The sequence below is a fragment of the Paludisphaera mucosa genome (assembly GCF_029589435.1).
GTDB classification, from domain to species: domain Bacteria; phylum Planctomycetota; class Planctomycetia; order Isosphaerales; family Isosphaeraceae; genus Paludisphaera; species Paludisphaera mucosa.
Window position 1 is genome coordinate 3136369 of record NZ_JARRAG010000002.1, and the last position, 24541, is coordinate 3160909.

21 protein-coding genes are annotated in these 24541 nt (G+C 69.8%); 5 read left to right on the forward strand and 16 right to left on the reverse strand.

Features of this window, described 5'->3' with window-relative positions:
- Window positions 1–9: 9 nt before the first annotated feature.
- Genes PZE19_RS21680 through PZE19_RS21690 form a run of 3 tightly spaced genes read right to left on the reverse strand, consistent with a single transcriptional unit; the run spans window position 10 to window position 2742 of the window.
- Window positions 10–642: an amino acid kinase family protein gene (locus PZE19_RS21680; protein WP_277862691.1), complete on the reverse strand. Its 633-nt coding sequence runs from the start codon at window positions 640–642 to the stop codon at window positions 10–12.
- The gene (locus tag PZE19_RS21685) at window positions 626–1690 is read right to left on the reverse strand and encodes a hydantoinase/oxoprolinase family protein (protein WP_277862692.1); all 1065 of its coding nucleotides are present in this window, start codon (window positions 1688–1690) and stop codon (window positions 626–628) included. The genes PZE19_RS21680 and PZE19_RS21685 overlap by 17 nt, the downstream gene beginning before the upstream one ends.
- On the reverse strand, window positions 1687–2742 hold the full coding sequence (locus PZE19_RS21690; protein ID WP_277862693.1) for an ATP-grasp domain-containing protein: 1056 nt from the start codon (window positions 2740–2742) through the stop codon (window positions 1687–1689). The genes PZE19_RS21685 and PZE19_RS21690 overlap by 4 nt, the downstream gene beginning before the upstream one ends.
- On the opposite strand from PZE19_RS21690, the gene PZE19_RS21695 reads away from it, so the two are divergent.
- Complete coding sequence (locus PZE19_RS21695; protein WP_277862694.1) at window positions 2720–3475, forward strand: HisA/HisF-related TIM barrel protein; 756 nt, start codon at window positions 2720–2722, stop codon at window positions 3473–3475. The genes PZE19_RS21690 and PZE19_RS21695 overlap by 23 nt on opposite strands.
- Here the strand turns inward: PZE19_RS21695 and PZE19_RS21700 are convergent.
- From PZE19_RS21700 to PZE19_RS21745, 10 genes are all read right to left on the reverse strand, one after another.
- On the reverse strand, window positions 3470–3961 hold the full coding sequence (locus PZE19_RS21700; RefSeq protein WP_277862695.1) for a 6-pyruvoyl trahydropterin synthase family protein: 492 nt from the start codon (window positions 3959–3961) through the stop codon (window positions 3470–3472). The genes PZE19_RS21695 and PZE19_RS21700 overlap by 6 nt on opposite strands.
- A gap of 26 nt (window positions 3962–3987) precedes the next feature.
- Window positions 3988–4872, reverse strand: coding sequence for a triphosphoribosyl-dephospho-CoA synthase (locus tag PZE19_RS21705; protein ID WP_277862696.1), 885 nt, complete (start codon window positions 4870–4872; stop codon window positions 3988–3990).
- On the reverse strand, window positions 4869–5756 hold the full coding sequence (locus tag PZE19_RS21710) for an ATP-grasp domain-containing protein (protein WP_277862697.1): 888 nt from the start codon (window positions 5754–5756) through the stop codon (window positions 4869–4871). Before PZE19_RS21710 ends, PZE19_RS21705 begins: the two co-directional genes overlap by 4 nt.
- 10 nt (window positions 5757–5766) lie before the next feature.
- Window positions 5767–6723, reverse strand: coding sequence for a methenyltetrahydromethanopterin cyclohydrolase (gene mch, locus PZE19_RS21715; RefSeq protein WP_277862698.1), 957 nt, complete (start codon window positions 6721–6723; stop codon window positions 5767–5769).
- Between the two features lie 11 nt (window positions 6724–6734).
- Window positions 6735–7592 (reverse strand): formylmethanofuran dehydrogenase subunit C, encoded by an 858-nt coding sequence (locus PZE19_RS21720; RefSeq protein ID WP_277862699.1) that lies wholly within the window; start codon window positions 7590–7592, stop codon window positions 6735–6737.
- Window positions 7593–7622: 30 nt separating this feature from the next.
- Window positions 7623–8519 (reverse strand): formylmethanofuran--tetrahydromethanopterin N-formyltransferase, encoded by an 897-nt coding sequence (fhcD, locus tag PZE19_RS21725; protein ID WP_277862700.1) that lies wholly within the window; start codon window positions 8517–8519, stop codon window positions 7623–7625.
- 35 nt (window positions 8520–8554) lie between these two features.
- Window positions 8555–10219, reverse strand: coding sequence for a formylmethanofuran dehydrogenase subunit A (locus tag PZE19_RS21730; protein ID WP_277862701.1), 1665 nt, complete (start codon window positions 10217–10219; stop codon window positions 8555–8557).
- A complete protein-coding gene (locus PZE19_RS21735) occupies window positions 10216–11598 on the reverse strand; it encodes a molybdopterin-binding domain-containing protein (RefSeq protein ID WP_277862702.1) in 1383 nt (460 codons plus the stop codon). The genes PZE19_RS21730 and PZE19_RS21735 overlap by 4 nt, the downstream gene beginning before the upstream one ends.
- 251 nt (window positions 11599–11849) lie before the next feature.
- Window positions 11850–15908 carry an MBG domain-containing protein gene (locus PZE19_RS21740; RefSeq protein ID WP_277862703.1) on the reverse strand — a complete coding sequence of 1353 codons (4059 nt, stop codon included), beginning with the start codon at window positions 15906–15908 and terminating at the stop codon, window positions 11850–11852.
- A gap of 816 nt (window positions 15909–16724) precedes the next feature.
- A complete protein-coding gene (locus tag PZE19_RS21745) occupies window positions 16725–17483 on the reverse strand; it encodes an SDR family oxidoreductase (RefSeq protein WP_277862704.1) in 759 nt (252 codons plus the stop codon).
- A 189-nt stretch (window positions 17484–17672) separates the two neighbouring features.
- On the opposite strand from PZE19_RS21745, the gene PZE19_RS21750 reads away from it, so the two are divergent.
- The 3 genes from PZE19_RS21750 to PZE19_RS21760 all read left to right on the forward strand — a co-directional run bounded on the left by PZE19_RS21750 (window position 17673) and on the right by PZE19_RS21760 (window position 21079).
- The gene (locus PZE19_RS21750) at window positions 17673–18038 is read left to right on the forward strand and encodes a MarR family winged helix-turn-helix transcriptional regulator (protein WP_277862705.1); all 366 of its coding nucleotides are present in this window, start codon (window positions 17673–17675) and stop codon (window positions 18036–18038) included.
- A gap of 209 nt (window positions 18039–18247) precedes the next feature.
- Window positions 18248–18742 carry a hypothetical protein gene (locus PZE19_RS21755; RefSeq protein WP_277862706.1) on the forward strand — a complete coding sequence of 165 codons (495 nt, stop codon included), beginning with the start codon at window positions 18248–18250 and terminating at the stop codon, window positions 18740–18742.
- A 129-nt stretch (window positions 18743–18871) separates the two neighbouring features.
- A complete protein-coding gene (locus PZE19_RS21760) occupies window positions 18872–21079 on the forward strand; it encodes a CehA/McbA family metallohydrolase domain-containing protein (RefSeq protein ID WP_277862707.1) in 2208 nt (735 codons plus the stop codon).
- 37 nt (window positions 21080–21116) lie between these two features.
- Here PZE19_RS21760 and PZE19_RS21765 read toward each other — a convergent pair whose 3' ends face one another.
- From PZE19_RS21765 to PZE19_RS21775, 3 genes are all read right to left on the reverse strand, one after another.
- Complete coding sequence (locus tag PZE19_RS21765) at window positions 21117–22094, reverse strand: aldo/keto reductase (RefSeq protein WP_277862708.1); 978 nt, start codon at window positions 22092–22094, stop codon at window positions 21117–21119.
- A gap of 351 nt (window positions 22095–22445) precedes the next feature.
- Window positions 22446–22697: a transposase gene (locus PZE19_RS21770; RefSeq protein WP_368411378.1), complete on the reverse strand. Its 252-nt coding sequence runs from the start codon at window positions 22695–22697 to the stop codon at window positions 22446–22448.
- Window positions 22694–22987 carry a hypothetical protein gene (locus PZE19_RS21775; protein WP_277862709.1) on the reverse strand — a complete coding sequence of 98 codons (294 nt, stop codon included), beginning with the start codon at window positions 22985–22987 and terminating at the stop codon, window positions 22694–22696. The genes PZE19_RS21770 and PZE19_RS21775 overlap by 4 nt, the downstream gene beginning before the upstream one ends.
- Before the next feature lie 211 nt (window positions 22988–23198).
- Here PZE19_RS21775 and PZE19_RS21780 point away from each other — a divergent pair, with 211 nt between their 5' ends.
- Complete coding sequence (locus PZE19_RS21780) at window positions 23199–24422, forward strand: IS701 family transposase (RefSeq protein ID WP_277864382.1); 1224 nt, start codon at window positions 23199–23201, stop codon at window positions 24420–24422.
- Window positions 24423–24541: the final 119 nt, after the last annotated feature.

Consider the following 24541-nt stretch of genomic DNA (forward strand, 5'->3'; position numbering starts at 1 on the left):
GCCGCGGCCTCACGAAGGGACGAGGCGTAGCTCCCACACGGGCTCGCGGAAGGCGACGAATTCGACTCTGCCGAGCCCCTCCGCCGCGGAGGGGAAGACCGGGTCGACGAGGCCGCTCTCGGCCGCCGCGCGACGGGTTGTCGATACGCACGGGGCGCTCTTCAGCAAGATCAACCGGGCCGCGCCCAGTCGGACGGCGACGCGGGCCGCGATCGCGTCGGACGTGGTCCGCCACGAGATCGGCAGGGGGTCGTCGCCCCTCTCGTCGACCTCTTCCAGGTGCCGCCTCGGTGCCAGGATCGGCCGCACGCCCTCGCGCCAGGCCGCGTCCAGTCCGGCGAAATCGTCGACGACGCGCGATTTCGCCACCAGTCCGCCGAGGACTTCCGCCGTGAGGTCCATCGCCCTCAGGGCGAGGTGATGCGCCAGCCGTTCGCCGAGGCCGTGCGCCGCGTCGAGCGTCCGCACGGAGTCGGCGGCGGCCCCGCCGCCGGCGATCAGGACGAGCCGGGGCGACCGTCTTTCGAGCAAGAGGTCGGACGTCAAGAACGCTGCCAGGCTCGCCCTGAGTCCCGGCCAATCGAGCAGGCTGCCGCCGACCTTGACGACGATGACGGGTGATTCTTCAGCTTTCGAGGACATCCCCCCGCTCCCCCCCTCGCAGCAGCTCGATCAGGGCGCGGGCGCAGCCGGCCTCGGAGCCGCCCGGGCCCCAGAGGTCGCCGAGGGCCTGGACCACGCCCCGGGGGCCGACCACCGCCTCGGCGACGCGCCGCGCCAGGAACTCCCCCGAGCCGGAGACGATCGCCGTCGCGGGCTCGCCGATCGTCGTCGCGCAGGCCCGACGCGCGGCATCGACGAGCCGATCGAGCAGGACGCCGTCCGCGGCCTTCGCCAGTTGCGCCACGTCGTCGGCTGAGCACGACTCCCGATCGGTGCAGACCATCCGCGCCAGGCGTTCGATCGACCGGTCCCGGGTCGCGGGGCGGCCGTCGGCGGTGGACGAGTCGTCGGGATCGGCCTCGAGGTCGCCGATCGTCAGGTAGACGTCGCGCGTGGTCGCGAAGAACTCGGCCGCGAGACCCGTCGGCCTTCCCTGGAAGAGCAGCTCGACCGCCAGGGCGCAGACCGGCGTCCGCAGCACTCCGGCGTAGACCAGCTCGCCGTTCTGAAGCCGCTCGACGTCCGTCCTCCCCCGAGCCGCGACCCGGCCGCCCACAAGGGGGATGAGGTCGGTCGTCGTCGAGCCGACGTCGATCAGGATCGCCCGGGCCTCGCCCACGGCCCGCGCGGCGACCGTTCCCAGCGCCAGCCAGTTCGAGGCGGCGGCGAGCAGCGGCCGACTTCGGATCGACGCCTCGTCATGGAAGCGGCCGTCGGTCCCCCAGAATCGAGGCGGTCGATCCGGCAGCCCCTCGCGCAGGGCGTCGACGATGCGCAGGACCCCCTCGCGCTTGGTTTCGAAGCAGTCGCAAAGCTCGGCCGTCATCGTCGCCGCGACACGCTCGAAGGTCGGGAAGGCTGCGGCCAGTTCGGCGATCGCCCGCCCCAGGCCCGCGGGATCCTTCCAGACCGCGAAGGGGGACGAACGGACGACGCCCGACGAATGCGCGGCCTTGAGGTTCGCGCCCCCGACGTCGATCGCCAACCAGGACGTCGCCGATGCGAGCGGCCCCCGATCATCCTTCATGATTCTCGGCTCCCGATCCGCCCGCAGGCCTCGAAGCGCACCGGCGCGGCGGCGGCGACGGCCCGCTCGACCCGATCCATCGCTCGGTACCAACGCGACGGGTCGTCGAACGCCGCCAGCCAGGCGTCGGCCAGGAGGCCCGGGGTTGAGATCCGTCCCAGGCCCACGCAAGACGTCGTCGGCCTCGGGTTGATCTCCAGCACGACGATCCGCCCGCGTTCGGCGTCACGGATGAGATCGACGCCCACGAACCCCGCCAGGCCCGGGACCGATTCGACCGCGCGGGCCGCGAGCGAAGCCGCCTCGGGACAATCCACCGGCAAGACCCCGCCGCGATAGGCGAAACGCCCCTCCGCAAGCTCCATCTCCTGCTCGCCGACGGCGATGAATCGGACCCTTCCGCCGGGGGCGACGAGGAAGCTGACGCTCATGGCCTGGCCGGGTGCGTATTCCTGGAGAAGCCGGCGCTCGTGCGATCTTCGCTCGTCCGGCCTCTCGATCAGGAAGGTGTCGAGCGATCCAGCCCCGTCGACGGGTTTCAGGACGGCCGGGTACTGCCAATCGGACGGGTGCGCCTCGCCCGCATCGAGGACCCGAGACCGCGGCGTCGGGACGCCGTACTGCGCGAGATGTTCACCAAGAGCCGCCTTGTCGGCCGTCAGGGCGACCGCGGACGGCGACGAGCCCAACATGCGGCAGCCTGCAGCGCTGAGCCGCCATGTCAGCTCCTCCAGGACGCCGCTCGACTCGGGGGCGATGAGCAACGTAGAATCGGCCCGGCGGGCGAGGGCTTCGAGCCGTTCGACCGAGTCGACGACCACGGTCTCCCACGGACCTTCCTCGGGCGGCAGCCGCGGATCGAGTGCGACGACCACGCGCGTCGGCCGTCCGGCCGCCGCGAATTCGGCGGCCAACGATTGGCGCATCGCGCCCCCCTCGGCCTCCCACGACGGGGGCAGGGGCTCGCCGGCCATCCCGCCGCCGGTCACATGCTCAAAGATCAAGATCGTCGAGGGACGGGGCGGCGTCATGGGGTCGAAGTTCCAGCTCATTCCCGTGCTCGACGTCCTCGAAGGGAGGGCCGTCCATGCGATCGGCGGCGATCGGGCCCGGTACCGACCTTTGCGAAGCATCTTACACGCCGGCCACGGCCCTCGGGAACTGGCCCGGGCCTTCCGCGACGTCTTGGGCTTCGCCACCGTCTATCTCGCCGACCTCGACGCCATCACCCAGCGACGAGGCGAGCCCTCGCTCTACCGCGACCTCGTCGACCTCGGCCTCGATATCTGGGTCGATGCGGGGATCGAGGATCGCGACGACCTCGCCCCCCTGCTCGACGTCGAGCGGCTCCAGGTCATCGCGGGCCTGGAATCCCTGCGCGGGCCCGACGCCCTCGCCGACGTCCTCGATCGGGCCGGGCCCGATCGCTTGATCGTGAGCCTCGACCTCCGCGACGGCCGACCGATCACCGCCGCGCCCGATGCGTGGCCCGAACGCGCCGCCCTCGCCCTGGCCCACCGGATCCTCGACATGGGCGTCCGTCGCCTGATCCTGCTGGACCTCGCGCACGTCGGCCGGGGGGCGGGGCCAGGGACGGATCACCTGCTCGGGCCCCTGCTCCAGGCCCATCCCAGAGTCGAGTTCACGGTCGGCGGCGGCATCTCGGGCGTCGACGAAGCTGCGGCCTGGCGCGATCGCGGGGCGGCGGCCGTCCTGGTCGGCTCCGCGCTGCACGACGGCCGCATCGATCGGAATGCCCTGATCGCGATGGACGGCGGCCTATAAGATCAGCTCGACCTCGGCCGACTGGCCGAAGCATTCCTCGACCTCGACGCGGATGGCCCGGGGGGCGGACCAGCCGCGTTCCTTCATGGCGTCGAGCAGGCGTTCGGCGATGTATCGCGCCAGCAGTTCGGACGTCGTGTTGGCGATCGGCAGGACGACGCATTCGTCGCTGGGGAAGCTCCAGAAACGATCGCCGTAGCGCGCCACGAGGTTCGGACCTTCGGCCGCGACGCGGATGAGCGGGCTCTCGGCGGGGAGCAGCATGCGGTGGTCGAGTTCGTCGGTGATGGCGCGGGTCATGTCGCGGAGCGCGATGAAGTCGACCACGTAGGAGTTGGCGTCCAGATCGCCGTCGACTTCCACGGCGGCCCGGTAGTTGTGGCCGTGGATCCTCTCGCAGTGGTCGCCGTCGAACGTGATGAAATGCCCCGACGAGAAGACCAGGTAATCCTTGGTGACGCGAACCTTGAAGCGCGTGGCGGGCACGGGCGTGATCCCTCGATGGGCGGAGGTCAGAACCAGGACTCGCCGGACCACGACGCCGGGCCGGCTGCGCGAGGCAAGGTGATTGTCCCCGCACGCAAGGCGGCGAACAAGACCGCCGCCGTGAGGTCCGCCGTCGTGCCGGGGTTGCGGCGGTGGCCGTCGCCCCGTAGCCACGCATCAAGGTCTCGAAGCGCTTTCGTCCCCCCTTCCGCATCGGGCCAACCGGCGTCGAGCACCTCGCGGGCTCGTCGCGACGCCTCGCGGGACGTCGCATCGCCCAACTTCCTGGCGATCAAGGAGTCGGGATGGGCCCCGAGCAGCTCCAGGAACGCGCCGACGATGGCCGTCTCCATGTTTCGGCCCGCTCCCAGGTGACGCTCGAGGGCGGGCAAACCTTCGCGGAGAACCTGTTCGAACCCGTTTGCATACTGGCGGCCGATCAGGTCGCGATCGGCGGCGAGTCGCATGGCGTCGCGGAGAATGATGGTCGGCTCGTCGGCGACGTCCTGCTCGTCGGCCTGGCCGAGTCCGCCGGGGTTCGCCAGCCGGATGGCCCGGTAGACGAGGCGGGCGTCGTGGATCGTCGTGGCTGCGAGAACGCGAGGGAGGCCATCGGGGAGGCTCTCCGAAAGCGGGACGGCGGCCATCGGGGCCAGCAGCAGGATGATCCCGAGGTTGGCGTTCGTGGCGACGAGGCGTCGGGTCGCCTCGACGGCCCCGAGCACGGCGACGCCCACGCCATCGGCCTCGGCCCGATCGAGAGGGTCGGCCACGGCCGCGGCGGCGAGCACGAAATCGAGGTAGTCGAGGTCGCGGAAGTCGGCGAAGCGGTGGACGTTCCCCGGCTTCCGCGCCGAGGCTTCGAGCAGGCACGCGACCTGGGCCAGCTTGCCGGCCGAGAGCTCGTTCATCGGGCGGCCTCGCGCAGGGCGTCGAGGAGCGCCGCGGCCACGTCGACCCCCGTCGCGGCCGAGAGGGCCCGCCAACCCGGCACGGCGTTGACCTCGATCAGGACGCGCGTCCCGGCGTCCAGGTCCTCGATCAGGTCGACGCCGGCGAACACGGCCCCGACGGCCTCGGTCGCCGCGACGGCCAGCCGCGCGGCCTCGGCGTCGGGCGTCCAGGCCTCCGCCCGGCCGCCGATCGCGACGTTGGTCCGCCATTCCCCGTCGCGGGCCGTCCGTCGGATCGCGCCCAGGACGCGGCCCCCCAGCACGAACAGCCGCAGGTCGTGACCCGGGTGGCGGATCCAACGCTGAAGATAGATGACCGAGCCCGTGCGTTCGAGCGCGTGGAAGCATCGCCAGGCGAGCTCGCGATGGCCCACGCGCATCAGCCCGCGGCCTTCCGACCCGAAGAGCGGCTTGACCACCACGTCGCCCCCGAGGGCGTCGAACGCCTCCAACGCCGAGGTTGCCGTCTGACCGGTCCACGTCGCGGGGACCGGCAACCCGCGACGCTCCAGCAGGCTGAGCGTCAGGTACTTGTCCACCGCCGCCTCGACCGACCGCGGCGGGTTCCAAACGGGCACGCCGACGGCCGTCAGCCGGTGCAGCGCGTCCATCCGGAAGACCACTTGCTCCAGGCTCCCCGGCGGCATCATCCGCACGAGGACCCCGTCGACCCCGTCGAGCCCGACGTCGCACGCCGACACCCGCCCCGGCCCGATCCCCACCGACGCTTCGACGTCGCCGAACGCCAGGACGTGGAGCGAAACGTCGACCGCAGCCGCCGCGCGCAGCAGGTCGGCGACGTGCCATCCGGTGCCCGAAACCAAAGCGGCGAAGTTGGGCATGGCGTGGCGATCAGCCCCAGAACGACTTCGCCACGATCTCGGGCCGGGGGCCGCCGAAGACGTGGGTCTTGCCGGTGTCGAGGTTCTGGAAGACGACCTCGGCCGGGCTGAAGAGGTGGGGGTCGACGGCGTAGAAGTCGTTGTTGTAGCGGGCGAAGATCGCCGCGAAGGGCTCGCCGAAGTCGTGCGAAGCTGAGGACGGGACGCGGGGGCCGATTTCCTGGAGGGACTCGTCGTCGCCCGTGACGTGCAGGATGACGCGGGCTCCGTAGAGGATCGCGTCGTTGGTGCGGCCGATGGCGGCGAGGTCGTCGCGGGCCACGGGCGGCAGCGGGGCGGTCCCCTGGGCGGAGACGATCCGGCAGAGGTCGAATTTCAGTTCTGTCAACTTATGAAGCGCCGTCTCGACGGAACGGGCCGTGATCTGCACGCCGCCGGCCAGGCTCGCCGTGGGCGCGGCGAGGAGCGTGACGCCCCAGGGCTCGACGCCGCACTCCTCGGCCACCCTGGCCACGATCTCGGGCGGCGGGGCCTTGCGAGTCTCGAGCACGCCGACGACCGATTCCGAGTCCTCGTGGAAGCCGATCGTCTCCAGGACGGCCTCCTTGCCGCGCACCGCGCGCATCGGGCCGGAACCCATTGCGAAGAACTTACCCTCGGACAGGGCCCAGCCCGCGTACTGGCTGGCGAGGCAGGCCTGGACGGGATGGTCGGTCCAGACCTGGACCAGCGGCGCGGCGCGACCGCCGATATCGCCCAGCGGGATCGAGACGTCCGCCAGACCGCCCAGGCAGATTCGCGCCAGGTCGACGCCCGCCCGGAGGCCGCCCCGGACCTTGATCCCGCAGTCGAGGAATCGGCCGCCGCCGTCGATCTCGCGGGAGGCGATCCGCAGCGTGGCGGCGGCGGCCGACATCGCCTCGACGATCTGGGAGGCACGGGCGTTGAGGTCGAGGGTCGTGGCCATGGCGGGAAGCCTCAGGAGGGCGAGACGACTTTCAGGGCAGGCCGCGGCGCCGGGGCCAGGATCTCGCCCCGGCCGCCGTTCGCCAGGTCGCCATTGTAGCGGTCGAGGACCGCCGAGGACACCGCCGAGGGGAGGTCGAAGCCGCGTTCCGCCAGGTGCGCCTGGTAGAGGGTCAAATATGCGAACGCGAAGCCGCCGGCGTGGGCGAAGGTGGCCGGGAAGGCCTCGGAGGGGTCGACGGCGAGGCCCAGGAGGATCAGAGTCCCCCGCTTCATCCCCACGCCCGGCGTCGCGCCGACGGGGCCGCAGGCGAAGATCGTCCCGGCGACCATGCCTCGCCCGAGGCACGCCCCCACGGAGCCGCGGACGGCGATGAGTCCTCGACGCATCTGCAGGCCGACGTCGTTCCCGGCGGCCCCTTCGACAAGGATCAGGCCCTCGCGCATCCCGAAGAGGCTGCCAGGATAGGCCGCGCCCAGGCCGTCGCCGGCATCGCCCCGGATCCGCAGCAGGCCCCCACGCATCTCGGCGCCGGCCCAGTCGCGGCACGAGCCGTCCAGCTCGGCCGTCCCGCCCGACATCTCGGCGGCGAAACGGAACCCCGCGTCGCCGTGGACCCGCAACGTCCCGGTCGACATCCCCCTGCCGATCGCCGAGACGCATCGAAGGTCGCCCTCGAGGACGAGCCTCTCGTCATCAGCCTCGCCCTCGACGTCGAACAAGTCGCCCAGCTCGGCCGTCGCGTTGCCGACGCGCAGGGGCGTGCGGGCGGCGTCCGTCGACGTCCGCCCGCGAAAGGTCTCGGGCTTCAGCGGCGAGCCGTCGACCGGAAGCTCGGTCGTCGACCGCCAACGCAGAGTCATCGCCATGTCATCCCTTCCCCGACCAACGGCCACCGCTCATTGTTTGAGGACGTCGTGCAGGCGGATGTGATGGGGCCCGAGCTTGCCGCCGTAGTTGCCCGACGTGACAGCGACGACTCCACGGGACGCCTGCGCCCCGGCGCGGACGCCCGCGGCCGTCGCGCGCTCGACGGCCTCCAGCGTCAGGCCGTCGACCACGATCTCGTACGCGCAGCGGACGTCCGCCGGCAGATCGGTCGAGACCAGGCCGCGGAGGCCCGGCGAGTAGGCCTCGTTCGAACTCGCGCGAAGCCCCTTGTACTTGCTCCCCACCTTCGAGCCCGAGCGGGCGATCCCCCCCGGGAAGGGCAGGATCACGCCCTCGACGCTCCGCATCACGGCGACGGCCTCCTCGGCGGCGGCGAGCACGCCCGCCGGGTCGGTCCCCAGGAAGATGACGTTGCCCCCGGCCACCCCCTTGGTCGTGCCGAAGACCTCCTCGCAGACGAACTCGCCGTCCATCACGGGGATCCGCCAGTACCGCCGGCCCGCCAGCCGCTTGGAGATCTGCCAGCCGTCGCCGAAGTACCGGAGGCGGCCGCCGACGACGATCGACTTCTCGCCGACGGGCAGGCCGTTGTAGCAGGCCGTGGTCGGGCAGGTCATCACGCACTGGCCCACCCGGTTCACCAGGGCCTTCTCGAGCGCCTCGCGGCTGAACGCGAAGATCAAGAGGCTGACGCCGGGCCGGCCGTCGGGCGTCTCGCGGGGGGACAGCCGGCGCTCGACGGCGACCTCGGCGTCGCAGCCGATGACGCTCGTCGCGTATCCCGAGACCGTCCGCCCGGCGATCTCGGCCCATCGCGTCGTGTCGGCCGTCACGATCGCCCGCGCGGCGGTCATGGGGAAGGCTTCCGCGAAGGTATCCACGATCAAGACCCCGTCGAGCAACATCGTCGCGTTCCCGCTTGTCTCGGATCGAGGCGTGATCAGCCGGGCCGACGTCGGCCGACGGCGAACGGCCCGGCCAGGTCGTCGAGCCCCAGGCCGAAGTTCGCCGGGTGGAACGACGCCCCCTCCGCCAGCTTCCGGCTCAGCTCGCCGCGCGTGGCGGCGTCGACGTCGAGCGAAGTGTACAGCGTCCGGCCGCCGGGCGCGGACCTCAGTTCGCCGTCGTCGACGACGACCTCGCCCCCCTTCACCACCCAGCGAGGGAGGGCGAACATCCGCCGGCGGTCGACGTCCGGGGCGTAGATCGTCACGTCGGCGTCGGCCCCCGGCCCCAGGTGGCCCTTGTGGGCCAGGCCGAGGATCCGGGCGGGACCGGCCCGGGTGACGATCGCGACTTCCGTCAACGAGTATTCCCGCGACAGGTCCCCCAGGCCGCTCCGCGTACGCACCCGCTCGGGGAGCCGGGCGAGCGTCTCATCGCGGAGGTTCTTGTCCATCAGGAGCGCGACGACCTCGGGGTAGGACCGGAACGACGCGCCGTTGGGGTGGTCGGTGGACATCGCCACCCGCCAGGGATCCTCGACGCGCAGAAACCATTCCAGGCCGATCGCCCACTGGAGCGCATGGACGAAGTTGCGGTCCTGGTAGACGATCGGCGAGACGCCGCAGCCGTCCTCCTGCTCGACGTCGTGGTTGTACCACTTCCGCCTCAGGAGGTTCGCCAGGTAGTGCCCGGTCGGTCCGTCGGCCGTCATGCTCGTGGTCTCGCCGAACATGACCTGGCCGACGTCGACCGTGATGCCGGCGTGGGCGTTCACGTAGTCCGCCAGCGGCCCAACCTGGGAGTCGAAATCCGCCGGCGCGTCGGGCGTGCCGCCGTAGCTGTGGAACTGGATGTGCGCCATGTGGATGCGATGGCCGTCCAGGGCCCGCATCCCCTCCAGCGTTTGGGCCCAGTTGCCGGGCAGGCCCAGGTTCAGGCCGTGGAAGTGCAAGGGGTGGGGAAGCCCCAGCGAATCGACGGCCCGTGCCAGCGCGACCACGATCTCCCGCGGGCTGACGTCGAACTGGTCCACGCGGTCGTCCCAGCTCGCGATCCGGTCGCCGCCCAGCTTCCACTGCTCGACGCCGCCGGGGTTCACCGCCTTGACGCCGTAGCCCTTCGCCGAATCCAGCAGCCAGGCGACCGTCCGCTCGACCCGCGCGGGATCGCCCTCGCGGACGGCGTCGAGGACCAGGTGGTTGTTGCCCATCAGCACGAGCATCGCCTTGTCGACGAGCGGGACGTCGCCGAACTCGGCGTGGGCGTGCCGCGCCCCCATCGGCGGGATCGCCGCGTCGACGGCCGTGGTGTAACCCAGGCCCGCGTAGAGGTAGCCGGTGGTGAACGAGCTGGGCACGCTGCCGATCGTCCCCGATCGGAACGACCGCCACCGCCGCATGACCCGGTCCTCGCCGCGACGCTCCTCGGGCCTCATGATCCGCGCGGCGTTGACCTTCGAGCCGGCGATGTGCGAATGGACGTCGACGCCGCCGGGCATGACGACGTATCCCCGAGCGTCGATCGTCCGATCGGCGCGGAACCCGGGGTCGGCGGGCGGGGCCGTGACGCGGCCGTCCTCGATCCAGAGGTCTCCGACCACGTCGTTGACGCCATTGGCCGGGTCGATGACGCGCCCGCCGGCGATCCGCAGGGTACTCATCGCCCCACCGCCGTTCCCGGCTCGTTCGCGCCCGTCCGCAGTGCGGCGACGGCCTTCCCGACGGCCTCGAGCCAGCCGCCCTCGTCGGGCGAGCGCGAAGGTCGGACGGCCCGGACGGGGAGCGAGACGCCGTCGACCCGCGTGAACGTGCCCGCCGCGTCGACCCCGGCCGTTCCCGCGGGAAACGCGACCGTGGCGCGATCGAACGCCTCGTGGTCCGGGCTGCCGACGAAGATCCAGGGGGGGGCCGTCATTTCGTCCCACCGATGGTCGAGGATCGTGTCGAGTGCGGCGGCGCCGACCACGACCGTGCAGTCGAACTCGCCGTTGGCCAGCCGGACGGCGACGGAGGTCTCGCCCGGCAGCGACTCTGGGAATCCACCGCCGAAGTCGACCCCGGGCGCGAACCCCGACTGCCAGCCGAGCACCGATTCGGCCCCATGGGCGTTCCCCGCTTCGCCCAACCCCAGGGCGACGAACCGAGTGCGCCGGCCAAGTTCGCGGACGAGCGCCGTGACCGCCTGATGCCGCGCTTCAGCCTGGCCGACCGGCCCCCGGCCGGCGAAGGCCCCGACGAACCAGGCCCCGTAACGAGCCCCCTGGAGGATCTCGGCAAGCTCCTGAAGCTCCCCCAGCGGATGGCCCGTGGCCGCGAGAACCCGCCTGGGATCGAGCGCGACCTCGCGCCACAGCGCCCGCAGCACGAGCAGCAGGTCCAGCTCGCGTTCCGGATCGACTTGAAGAAACAGGTCCGCCCGGTCGGCCGTCGCCGTCTTCTCTCGGTCGACGACCACGACCCGACGCCCCGCGCGGCCGTCGGACGCGAACCGGCCCATGGCGTCGGCGGAGTAGCGTTCCAGGTGCCGAGGATGCGTGGCGACCGGGTCGCAGGCCCAGTAGACGATCACGTCGGCGCGTGCCTTGACCTCGCCCAGAGTGGCCCCGACCGCCCCGCCGCGCTGCATCGCCGCGATCCTGGCCCACGCCGGCGCCTCGCCGATCTCGATCGCCGCGCCCAGTTGATCCGCCAGCGCGACGGCCTTCCGCACGGCCTCGTTGGTCGATCGGCGCAGCCCGAGAATCAAGGGCGCGCGCGACCCAGCGAGGATCCGGGCCGCCTCCGCGACAGCCTCCTCGGCGCTCGCGTCGCGGCCGGCGATCCGGGGCGATCGCGTATCCACGGCAATCGTCGACATGCCGACGAGGAACGGTCGGGCCAGCTCGCACGCCCACCGGGCCTCGACGACCCGTCCCGAATCGGCCGTCAGCTCGAGGTCGTCGCAGAGACAGCCGCAGATCGTGCAGGTGTACGGCGAGCCGGGATACGTCGGGGGTTCGCCACCGGCGGGAGTCGTAGGGTCGGCGTCGCCGGTGGGCATGGTCCCTCGGACGTAAAACCACCCATCGTGCGGCCCGGCGGCAAGTCGGGATCGCCCGCAGCGGCGATGGGGACGATCTCCGAACATAGCAAGGCCCTGGGCGCGGGCCAAGGGCCGACTCCCGTCCCCTCCCCCACCGCGACGCGCCGGGGCTGGGGCATGGCCGACGGGGCCGCCCCTGACTGAGGTCAACCGCATCGGCCGCCATCCTGGGCGGGATGGCGGCCTCATGAGGTTGGCGTGAGTCGGATTCACCGCCCTACCCAGCGGGCGAGAGCGGCCGGGCCGGCCGGAACAGCACCCTGTCGGACGACGGACTGACGGGCCGCCCGCAGGGCGTTGGCGTAGGCCACACGCAGAGGAATCTTCGGAGCCTGGCCGGAACGGACCAGGGCGATGCGTTCGGGCGACCTCGACAGGGACTGGAAGACCTTCAGGGGCGAGCGGTCGGCGACCGTCCGGCTCATCCAGAAGTCGAGGCCCGACGGCTCCGGCTGCCGGCCAAGGACGTCGACGTAGATCGTGGCGATGTACGCGTCCGCGGCCCGGACGACCGGGTTCGCCGGCGGAACGTAGGGCTCCACGGTCATGACGCCGTCGACATAGCGGACGGAGTAGTTTGGCGAGTCCGCGCCGGAGGCGACGATGGGGTAGCTCCCCGCGGGACAGTCGTCGGTCACCGGCGTGGACAGACGGACCGGCGTGGTCAGGCTCGCCGGAGAGTCGTCATAGACGAACCCGGTGTACGTCGCCGTCAATTCGGTCACGGCCGCGCCGAATTTCGTCGACCTGGAGTCGGCGGCGATCGTCAGGCCTGCACGCGAGACGTCGAGCGATCCGTCGACGTCGGACACGACGTAGTTCGCCGCGGTCCCGCCGGAGGCGCGGATCGCGTGCGTCCCGGCCGTGGCCTCGGCTCCCGTCGCGGTCGACAACGCGACGCCCGAGACCACCGAGGCGGCGTCGCCGGGGACCAGGCCCAAGACCGTGTAGGTCAGAGTCGGGTCGGCTCCGCCGTAAACCTTCGCCTTGCCGTCGGCCGAGACCGTCAGCGGGGCGCGGGCGATGGTGAAGACGGCCGAGTCGCCCGCCGGACCGTAGTCGACGCTGCCGGGGAACCGCGCCACGGCCGTGTACGTCCCCGCGGCGGTCGGCGCGACGACGCCCAGGGCATCGCCGCCCACGCCGAGCCCGGCATAATAAGTGACGATCGGCTCGACCCCCTCCAGGCTCCCCGAGAAGACGCCGTCGACCCCGGCGACCTCGGCGACGGCCTCGAAGGCGGCGCCGTTGTAGGTGCCCCCCGCGTCGGCCACCCGGACCGTGGGAGTGGCGCGCCCGATGGACGACGGGTCGCTGAGAACCGAGTCCACCTCGGCCCAGACGTCGGGCTTCGACGACGCATTGAGAGCATAGACGCCCGCAGACGAGATGCTGAGGCCCTGGAAGGCGACGACGCCCTTCACGGCGGCGACGGGGTTCACGCCCTGGAGCGAGCCCGTCCCCGATTGGGACTCCAGGGTGAGGCCGACCTCCGAGCCCGGTACGGTCGCGGCGTCGAAATTGACGCCCAGGTTGCCGTCGACGTCCTCGGCGCGGACGACCGGCTGTTGGGCGAACGGCTGGGCGAACAACGTCGCCGCGGACGGCTGGGTCGTGAAGACCAGGCGCGTCGGCACGGCGTAATGAGTGACTTCCACGGGATGAAACCCCAACTGTCCAGCCGCGCCGCCGTCCGTATAGAGGCCGATCCAGGGGCTGAAGCGCACGCCGGGGCCGACGCCCGCTCCGTCGCCGCCCGGGTTGGCGGTCGTCGTCGGGCCACGGAAGCTCCCCCACCAGTTGTCGCTGGCGTCGAGGAGGCTCCCCGTCGCTCCTCCCCGCACTCCTGTAAGGCTGTTGCCGGAGAGATCGTTCTCGACGACCGTGACGTGGATCCCGGCGGGGAGATTCCCGAAGAGTCCCTGCACCCGGTCGCGGGCGGCGACGCCGTCCTCGAAGCCCGTGATCGTGTTGTTGGCGATGTCGACGGCCGCACTCGAGAGGAGCGCGCCGGTCGCGACGTCGTGGGAGTCGACCTCGATGCCCGTGACGAACACGGTCGAGCCATTTCTCCGCGCGACGCCGCCGCCGTCCAGGCGGTTGTCGGCGATCCGGATGCGTCCCGTCCGACCGCCCCTCACGCCGATGGCGCTGACAGCTTCGTCGGCGGCCGGCAAGACGCCCCGCAGCGTCAGTTCGTTACCAGACAACTCGCTCTCCCCGCCCAGGTTGCGCAGGTCGATCAGGACGGCGCACTCGAGAAGGCCGGCGTCGAAGGCGAAGGTATTCCCCCGGACGACCAGGTCGGTGAGGCTGTTGACGAATCCCGCGTTCACCTCCGCGGACGCGAGAATGGGGCTCCCCGCGCCGTCGGCGAAGGCGTTGGAATCGATCGTAATCCCGGTGATCGAACCGGTCATGGCGCTCCCGGCGGCGTCCCCGGCGCTCGCCGCAAGACGGATTCCGTATCCGGCGACGTGGCCGATGGTGTTGCCCCGGATGATCACGTCGCGGATCGAGCCCCCACCGTCGGTCGCGAGGACGAGGCCGTCCCCGTTCAAGACCCGGTCGATCGCGTTATCCTCGATCGTGACGCCGCCGATCGTCTGGCCGGAGCCGACGTCGAAGGTGATCGATCCTCTCCCCGAAGTGGACGAAGTCGTCGCCCGGACGTCGTTCCGCGCGACCTCGACGCTTCCAGCGACGCCGCCGAAGATGCCGACGAGGCCGCCGGTCATATTCAGAGCATTGTCGTTGAAGGTCGCGTCGCCCAGCGAGTCGTAGATGGCGAAGAGTTCCCGGCCGGAAACGGCCGTCGCCTCGTTATCGTCGAACTGACCGCTCACGACGTTGTGGAGCCGGAAGACCGCGGTGTCGACGCCCGTCATGCTCTGGTTCGCGATCAGGTCGTCCGAGACGACGAACGCCGTCGCGACGCTCGAGTCGGACTTGATGAAGAGGGCGCCGTTGTTGGCGGTGAAGACGTCCGAACTCAGCTCGACGGAAACGACCGACGTGAGCGGGGCGTCGAAGAGCGCCCCGTCGAAGTGGGTGAAGGTGAGCCCCTCCACGTCCAGCGAGGTGAAATCGGCTTGCAGGGCGAAGCCGTAGCCCGAGGACCCGGTGAACGTCGTGGCCCCGCCGTCGACGATCGCTTCGGCCCCCCGGCCTGCGCCGCCGGCTCGCGGCGAAATCCCGACGTTCGGCCCCAGCAGGGTGATCGACTTGCCGAGGACGACGTCGGCCTCGAGCGTGTACGTCCCAGCCGAAAGATGCAGCGCCCCCCCGTGATCCAGCTCCTCGACGCCTTCCTGGATGGTCCCCGGGGATCCCGACCACTGCGGCACGGCCGGTCCGACGATCAAGGAGCTGAAGTCTCCCTCGAACCCCATCACGCCCGGCGTGCTCGCGCCGGACTCCAGCCACGGTCCGTAATCGATCCGGTTGTTCGCGTCGACGTTGACGATGTCGGGGGCGCCCCCGGGATTCACCGCCGTACCGCCGTACTCGACCGGGATCTGGACGTTGTACGCCGGCTCGCTGGTGTTCACGTTCGAGGTCACGGGGGCCGTCGTCCCGAGCCAGTTGCCGCCGACGTTGAGGATCGCGGTGCTGGTCGTCCACCGGCGGACGACGCCGCCGTACCAGTTGTCGTGGATCGCGTCGTGAGAGATGGTGACGTTGCTGGTGACGGTCCCCACGCCGTCGAAGTTGAACAGGACGCCCACGGTCCAGTTGTACGAAATGTCGCTGTCCTCGATCACGGTCCCGTCGACGTTTCGGACCATCTGGACGCCGGTCCGGTTGTTGTCGATCACGTCGTGGAGGAGCTGGATGTTCTGGACGGAGTTCAGGTAGACGCCGTTCCGGTTGCCGGTGATCCGGCAGTATTCGACCGTGCCGCTCGTCAGGGCCTGGTTGAAGTACAGCCCCTGAGAGTTCAGCGAAGGGTCGTTCCAGTCGGTCGCGTTGTTGCCGGCGCGGGTGATCGTGAAGTTCCGGACGAGGACCTGGTTGGCCGCCACGGTGAGGGTGTTGGCGGAGACGCCGCCGATGGGCCCCTCGATGATCGTGGTGGCGGCGTCCGCGCCGATCAGGCTCAGACGCTTGTTCACGGTGACGTCTTCGCGATAGATCCCGGCGGCCACGTCGACGACGTCGCCCGCGGAGGCGGCGTTGATCGCGGCCTGGATGGTGTTGTAGGGCTGGCTCTGGCTGCCGACGGGAATTCCCTGGAAGGCCGAGTCGACGAAGAGCGTCGAGAGCAACCACCGACTCGAGGAGTTCCGGCTGCCGGGGCCCGGCCCTCGAACGCCTGCGCGAATCACCGGAGGCCGACCGACTCGAACGCCCGCGGGAGAGGGTGCATGCCATCACATTGACTCCTGTTTCGACCCGATCGATCGGGCTCGACGAGGCGCCGAGCCCTCCGACGAGCACGCGTCCGATTCCGGGCCGCTCGGCCCGCTCAGGGAGCGTGCCCGCCTGCGCCCGGGAGCCGCGTGGGGGGAGGTCGACTCATCAGGATTCAACGATGCGACGAGACCCCGTGCGCGCGAGGGCGCCCCGCGGCGGGAGCGAAGCCTCGGGGATCGCCCCTGACATCCTCCCGCTCGCCCATCCAGGATTCGAACCGCTTTCCGACCCTCGACTCTCCTCGAACCGAGCCGGGCTCGGTCGGACGAGAAAAAATGAGCCCCGGCTCGCGATCGTTCGCGAGTCGGGGCGTCCATAGCCGTCGGATGAGGCCTACCCGTCGCGAGCAGGCCCAGCCACATCAATCATAGATCGTATCAGGATCGCGTCAATTCTCGATCCGACGGATCACGACCGATCCGGGTCGTGGGAAGACAAGCGATGGCGCAAGCGTGTACGGACGACGTGAGTCGTGCGCCTAAAAATGCTTCGAGACGTCGTCGCGGAGGCTCGCGGCGGGACCACCCGGGATCGCCTGGAGGTCGCGCGTGAGTCGATCGCAGCGGTTCTCGGCATTCAGCTTCGCCGAGTCCTCCTCTCGATCCTCCCGAAAGGGCCCGGGCCGGCGATTCGCTCCGGCACTCGCCGGCTCCCGCGCACGACACGAATCACCAGGGGAGGGTCTCGCCGAGGTGGAAGAAGCCGCCGGTCGGGCCGTCGTCCGGCAGCGTCGCCAGTTGCACGCTCGTCTTGCCCCCTTCCGACAGTTCCATGGGGGCCGCCTCGCCGCCCATGTCCGTCTTCACCCAGCCGGGATGGGCCGAGTTCACCTTGATCGGCGTCTCGATGAGCGCCTGGGCGAGGTGGACGGTGAAGGCGTTGAGCGCCGTCTTCGACGCGTCGTAGGCGAAGCCCTTCATGTTGTAGATGGGCGACTTCGGGTCGGCGTGCAGCGTCAGCGAGGCCAGCACGCTCGAAAGGTTGACGATCCGCCCGGCCGGCGACTTGCGGATCAGCGGCAGCAGCTCCTGCGTCAGGGCGACCACGGAGAAGAAGTTCGTCTCGAAGACCTTGCGGAGGATCTCCGGCTTGACGGTGGTCGTCGTGTTGACTCCGCCCGGGGCCCCGAAATCGGCGTCGTCGAGCATGATGCCGGCGTTGTTGACGAGGACGTCGAGCTTGACGTAGCGGTCCGCCAGGAAGCGGGCGATCTCACGATGGTCCTCCGGCCGGGTCACGTCGAACCGCACGGGTTCCACCTTCTTGATCCCCTCGGACCTGAGCTTCTCGGCCGCGGCGCGGCCGTTCGCCTCGTCGCGGCTGCCCAGGACGACGGTGAAGCCCAGCTCTCCGAGCCCGCGAGCCGTCTCCAGCCCGATCCCCTTGTTCGCACCCGTGATGAACGCGACTTTCCCTTCACTCGCCATTTCCATCCTCCGCTGAGCCGACCGGCCTCGATCGGGTCATGGGGCCGGCCGGAACGCCCGCTTGACCGCCTGCTTTCCGATGCATATACAGATATTATGGAAGACGTCAAACGGAAAGCCGTCAAGGGCCCTCGCCGACCGGTCGCCACCCCGTGCCTGTGTGCGGCCCTCCGCCAGGCATCGCGCGCGGTGACGCGGCTCTACGACTCGGAGTTCCGCGGCTCCGGCATGCGGGTCACCCAGTTCACCTTGCTGAGCCTGCTCGAACGGTCGGGCGAGATCGGGCAGGGCGACCTCGGCGAATTGGCCTCGCTCGACGGGACGACCCTGACGCGCAGCCTGCGTCCCCTCGAACGGAGCGGCTGGGTGGCGGTCCAGGCCGGCGCCGATCGACGCCAGCGCCGGGTCGCGATCACCCAGGCTGGGAAGGCCAAGCTCGACCAGGTCCGCCCCGCCTGGCGGAAGGTCCAGGAGCGACTACACAAATCGCTGCCGGATGGGACCTGGGATTCGCTCTTCGCGGCCTTGCCGGAAGTCACGCAGGCCGCTCGCTAAACGATCCGGCAGAGGTTCGGCAAGATGAAGGGGCCGCGCGCGATTCCACGCGATCCCGATCGAAGGCGGTTCGATGCCTTTTCCGGCGTCCGCCCGCCGACGCGACCGTGTATCTTTATCGGAACATCGGTCAGGTCGCGAAGCCGCGACGCGGCCGGAACGCGGACCGGGCCACCGGCACACAGAACCCAAGCGAAAAGAGGTGAGACATGACGGGCCTCCAGATTTTCACGCTGATCCACGTGGCGATCAGCCTGGCCGGGATCGCCTCGGGCTTCGTGGTGCTGTGCGGGCTGCTGGCGGGCAAGCGTCTCGACGGCTGGACCGCGTTCTTCCTGGCGACGACGGTCGCCACGAGCGTGACCGGTTTCGGCTTCCCCTACCACGGCTTCACGCCGGGTATCGCCCTCGGGATCCTCTCGCTGGTCCTGCTGGCGGGCGCGATCTACGCCCGGTACGCCCGACGCCTCGCGGGCCCCTGGCGACCCGCCTACGTCGTCACCGCCGTGGCGGCCCTCTATTTCAACGTCTTCGTGCTGATCGTCCAGTCGTTCCAGAAGGTGCCGGCCCTCAAAGCCCTGGCCCCGACCCAGTCCGAACGGCCCTTCGCCGTGGCGCAGCTGCTGACGCTGGTGGCGTTCCTGACCCTCGGTTACATGGCCGCCGTGAGGTTCCGCGACCGCGCCGTCGAAGTCATTTCGTAAGTCGTCCGTATAAGCTCGTCGCGACCAGGGGATTTTCCTTCGACGACTCCTGCACAGCCCCCGGTGCGGCGAGTCGGCGCGGTGTATAATCGCGGCCCGACCGCTCCCCACACCGCCCGAGGCCGCACCATGCGCAGCTCGATCTTCTTGTTCATCCTCGTCCTCGCTCCTTCGATCGCCCGGCCGCAGGCGGCCCCACCTCCCGGAGATCCGGCCCGGGCCGAACCAGGTTGGTTCAAGGGCAACCTCCATACCCACTCGCTCTGGAGCGACGGCGACGACTACCCGGAGATGATCGTCGACTGGTACGCCCACCGGGGCTACCAGTTCCTCGCGCTCTCGGACCACAACGTCCTGGGCCAGGGCGAGAAGTGGATGAGCGTGGCCGCCGCGAACGGCCGGGCCAGGCATGACGCGTTCGATCTGTACCTCAAGCGGTTCGGCGAAGCCTGGGTCGAGACCCGCACCGAGAAGGACGACCGACAAGTCCGGCTGAAGCCCCTGAGCGAGTATCGGACGCTCTTCGAACAGCCTGGGCGGTTCCTGCTCATCCAGGGCGAGGAACTCACCGACCGGTTCGAGTCCAAGCCGATCCACATGAACGCGACCAACCTGCTCGAACTGATCAAGCCGCAGGGGGGCAAGAGCGTCGTCGACGTCATGACCAACGACCTCGCCGCGGTGGAGGAGCAGTCGAAGCGACTGGGACGCCCGATCCTGGGCCATCTGAATCACCCCAACTTCGGCTACGCCATCACGGCCGAAGAGCTGGCGATGGTCACCCGGGAGCGGTTCTTCGAGGTCTACAACGGCCACAACGACGTCCACCACCAAGGCGACGAGCACCACGTGGGCGTCGAGCGGATGTGGGACGTGATCAACACCCTGCGGATCGGCGAGATGGGGGCCGCGCCGGTCTACGGCCTGGCGACCGACGACTCGCACCATTATTTCGACAAGGGCGGCGCCTCGCCGGGCCGGGGCTGGGTCATGGTCCGGAGCCGATTCTTGACGCCCGAGTCGATCGTCAAGGGGATCCAGGCGGGCGACTTCTACGCTTCCAGCGGCGTCGCCTTGAAGTCGATCGCCTACGCCGCCGAGAACCGGACGCTGAGCCTGGAGATCGAACCCCGGGGCGAGGCGCGCTACACGACGCAGTTCGTCGGCACGCCCAGAAACTACGACCGCACGCGGAAGCCCGTCATGGGCCAGGACGGCAAGCCGCTGGCGGTCACCCAGCGCTATTCCGACGATGTGGGCAAGGTCCTGGCGACCGTCGAGGGGGCCACGGCCTCTTACCGGCTGACCGGCGACGAGCTCTACGTCCGTGCGGTCGTCACATCCGATCATCCGCCCGAGAACCCCTCCTTCCCGGGCCAGAAGGCGCAGGCCTGGACGCAGCCGGTGGGCTGGGAGAGACCCGCGAACCCGCCGCATGTCGACGCCGAAGTCGGCAGGCGCCCGGAGATCCGCAAGCTCGGCACGATCGACGTCAACATGGTGGAGGCGACCCCGATCGTCTTCCGCGATCGGCTCTACCGCTTCGAGTACGTGCGCAAGGACTACAGGCCGAACACGACCGGCGATTCGTATTTCCGCCTGGTCGACGTCGAGACGGGCGAGGCGTCGCCGGCCTTCGCCCAGGGGTACGACCTGGGCTGCGCCTACGCCGAGGGGGGCTCGATCTGGGCCTTCGCCGTCAACGATTGGGACGGCTCGAAAGTCGTCGCGTTCAAGTCGGACGACCTCAAGACCTGGGAAGTGCACCCCGCGCTGGACTTGCCGGGTTGGGGCCTGTTCAACACGTCGGTCTGCAAGGCGGGCGACCGCTACGTCATGGCGATCGAGGTCGGCAAGCCCCCCGAGGTCGTCGGCGTCCCGTTCACGACCCGCTTCGCCGAGTCGGCCGATCTGAAGACCTGGGCGCTGCTCCCCGAGGACCGGGTCTACACCAGGGAGCGTTACGTCGCCTGCCCGTCCATCCGCCACCTCGACGGCGACTTCTACATGACCTACCTGGAGACGCTCCCGGGGCCCCGCTACGAGACTTACATCGTCCGGTCGAAGGACCTGATCCACTGGCAGCCGAGCCGTTTCAACCCCATCCTCGCCGCGTCCCCCCAAGACAAGGCGATCGCGAACCCCAGGCTCGACGACGAGCAACGGACGAAGATCGCCGGGGCCGTGGACCGCAACAATTCGGACATGGACTTCTGCGAGTTCCACGGCCGGACGATCATCAATTACAGTTGGGGCAACCAGCAGGGGACCGAATTCCTCGCCGAAGCGGTCCACGACGGATCGCTCGCGAGCTTCCTCAAGGCGTTCTTCCCCTGATCGACCGACGCCTTGCCACTCGCCGAGCCCGAGGGAGTCAGGCCTTGCGCTCGAAGATCGGGTCGCTGCCCTTGGCGATGGCCGCGACGATCTCCCGCTCGGCGTCGTTGAGCGGGGTAAGCGCCCCCGCCTGGGCCAGCTCGACGGCCATCTTGAAGAGTTCCCAGTGCCCGGGAGGGATCATGGCGTGGGCCGGGAGCGCGCTCGTGAACCTCAGCCCGAGCGAGACTTGATCGATCTGGTCGAATGGCTCATACCAGGCCTTGCCCCACCTCCGGCCTTCCGGCTTGACCGTCCACTTCTGGTGGGCCATCGCCTTGAGGGCGAGGATGCCCTTCCCACCCTCGAGCGCCCGCTTGTGGACCGAGTGGCCGAAGCCTTCCTTGATCCAGGTCGGGAAGCCCAGGGGAAAGAGGATCGAGTCGAAGTCGTGCCGGTCCATCGCCGCGTGGGCGGCCTCCTCGCTGTGGGCCGAGAATCCGAGATAGCGGACCTTGCCCTGCTCCCTCGCCTTCAGGAAGACCTCCATCGCCCCTCCCGGGCCGAAGGCCCGCTCGACCTCCTCCAGCGTCGTGATGGCGTGAAGCTGATAAAGGTCGAGATGGTCGGTCTGCAAGAGCCTCAACGACTCGTCCAGTTCGCGCTGGGCCCCCACGGAGTCGCGCTGATTCGTCTTGCACGCGAGGAAGCAGCCCTGCCGATGCGGCCTGAGCGCAGGCCCCAGACGCTCCTGGGCGTTGCCGTAGCTGGGCGCCACGTCGAAGTAATTGACGCCCCGGTCCACCGCCTCGGAGACGTAGCCCGCAGCCTGCTCGGGCGTCACGTCCTTGACCACGATCCCGCCGAAGCCGATCACCGAAATCGGGTCTCGCGCCCGCCCGTACGGCCGCTTCGGCACCGCCCGCGTCGGCGCCTCGCCAGCCTGCACGGCTGCCCTCGCTCTCAAGTAGCCGGGATCCAACAGCGAGAGCAGCCCAGCGGCGGAGAAACCTTTGAGAAGGTCTCGACGTTCCATGACGCGCGTCCTTTTTGGGTATGATGCTGTTCTCGATCCATGATAACCGCCCGGACGGCGCGGAACAGTCGTTCGCCTCCGCCCCGCCCGGTCCAGGTCGGAGGTCGCCCATCAAGGGGCCGCATGCTCGCACCGACTCCGCGATGCGACGGCGGCCTTCCGTCTGCCTGACAGGACGACGGCAGTCCTGGTCCTCTGCCAACGAATGCGCGGAGGAAAGGCTTCGCGCCGAGGGAGGGGAACCGGACGGCGCACCGGGAAGTCCAACAATTGTCAGCTTCTTCTCGGACTGAACCACCACCGGCTGGAATCCGGTGGGTTCGACAGTCGGCTGCAAGCCCGACTTCCGGTTCACGACGACTCGCCGTCCACTCGGAAGTCGCCGTCTCCTTTATCCAGATCCTGCGACCGGATGTCCTCGATGATCGCCTCGTCCGTAACGACCCCCGAGCTGGCCACGAAGAAACCCCGCGCCCAAAGGTGGCGGCCCCAGCACTGCCTGTTCAGGCGGCTGTACTCCTGCATCAGCTTTCGAGACGTCTTCCCCTTCACAGCACTTTCCGCGATTTTGTGTACTTGCGAGGAAGTGGACAGGTCGCCTATGAGTCTATCTCGACGATGCGACCTTCCTGTCCGGTGACCGCAGTGATGTTCGCCAGCACCTCGGCGACGACGGCATCGGCGACATTCGCGGGCACCTCACCCTCGAAGGTGACCTGGATGCCCGGGTCTTCGTAGGAGAAGCTGACTTCGACCCCGCCGACTTCGATGCGATAGTCGCCCCAGCCCTCGACGCGGCGACTTGGAATCGAAGATGGCCGTAGCTTGGCATCGTATTGATCGGGACCGAGGTCGAACCATTCCTCGTCGGTGCGGCGGATGAGGTACTCCACGGGAGGCTCCCGGTGGGCTCTGAGTAGACGGGGGCCGGCCCGACCGGGACGATGGCGGTCACCACACCAGCCTGACACCCCGAGCGGAGCGGGCCCCCGATGACATCCTCGCATCCGACGCCCGCCCCGTTCCAGTGGTCCTCCGGGCTCGCCACCCCCCCTCGACCGCCGGTCCGCCCCGAGGCTTGCCCTGCTGTACCTCGGTGCCGTCCTGACGCGGGGACGCCGGACCGTCACGACCTGGCTCAGGGCGGCCAAGCTCGGCGGCCGGTATCAGTCCTGCTATATTGCCGTCGCCGCCGCCGGCGAGAGGCCCGACCGGATCGCCCGACGCCTGCTGAACGAGGCGGTTCGGCCGCTCCTGGCCGGGGCCGCGCGACTGACGCTGGCCCTGGACGACACGCCGACGAAGCGGCACGGGCCGCACGTCCAGGGGGCCGGCGTGCATCACAACCCGACCCCCGGCCCGGCCGGCTCGCCCAACGTCTACGGCCGCGTCTTCGTCGTCCTCGGGCTGCTCGTCACCCACAGGGCCTGGGGCACGACCGCCCTGCCGCTGCTGTCTCGCCTCTTCGTCCGCAAGAAGGACCTGCCGGCCATCGACCCGAAACACCGGCCGACGTCCCGGACCAAGCTGGAACTGGCCGTCGAGCTGCTCAGATGGGCCAAGCCGTGGCTGGACCTGCTGAAGCTGCCGATCTGGGTCGTCGCCGACGGCGCCTCTGCCAAGAAGGAAGTCCTCAAGCCGGCCAAGGCGATGGGGATGATCGTCGTCAGCCGGCTCCGCAAGGACGCTGCGCTGCGGAGCCTGCCCGGACCGAGGCCGCAGGGGCGGCGCGGCCCAGCCCCGACCTACGGCGCGGACGTGATCGATCTGGCCAAGCGCGGCGGCCAGCGGCGTGGCTGGTCCTCCGACACCTTCGAGTTGTACGGGGAGAAGGCGGTCAAGCGGTACGAGACGTTCCAGGCGACCTGGCGGCCGGCCGGCAGGCGGGGCGATCCGGGTGGTACTGGTGGACGAGCCGACCGGCTGGCGGGCGTACTTCTGCAGCGACACCTCGGCGAGCGTGGCCGACATCCTGGAGACGGTGGCCGACCGCTTCAGCCTGGAGATCACCTTTCGAGAATGCAAGCAGGTCGTGGGTGCCGGTCAGCAGCAGGTCAGGTCCATCTGGGCGAACATTGGGGCGTTTCACATCTGCCCATGGACGTTCACGCTGACCGAGGCGTGGGCCTGGGGCCGGGAGGACGAGGAGTTGGTGGACCGCTCGAACTCGCCGTGGGACAGCTCGTCATGCCGTCCGAGCCACGCGGACAAGCGGCGGGCATGGCGTCGCGAAACGCTGGGCGAGGAGATCCGTGCGGTTCTACGCCTTGGGGTCACCAGGAAGGGATTCAGGCCGCCGCCGTCAGGCTCCTCAGCCTGGCGGAATGACATATACGTGCTCCCGGAAAGTGCAGCTTCGATTTCAGCGGGCTTCACCGCCCATGCCGTGCATCAGCACCGTGCAAACGAAACGCAAGCGGTTTCTTATGCGTCGTCAAAGAACTCTC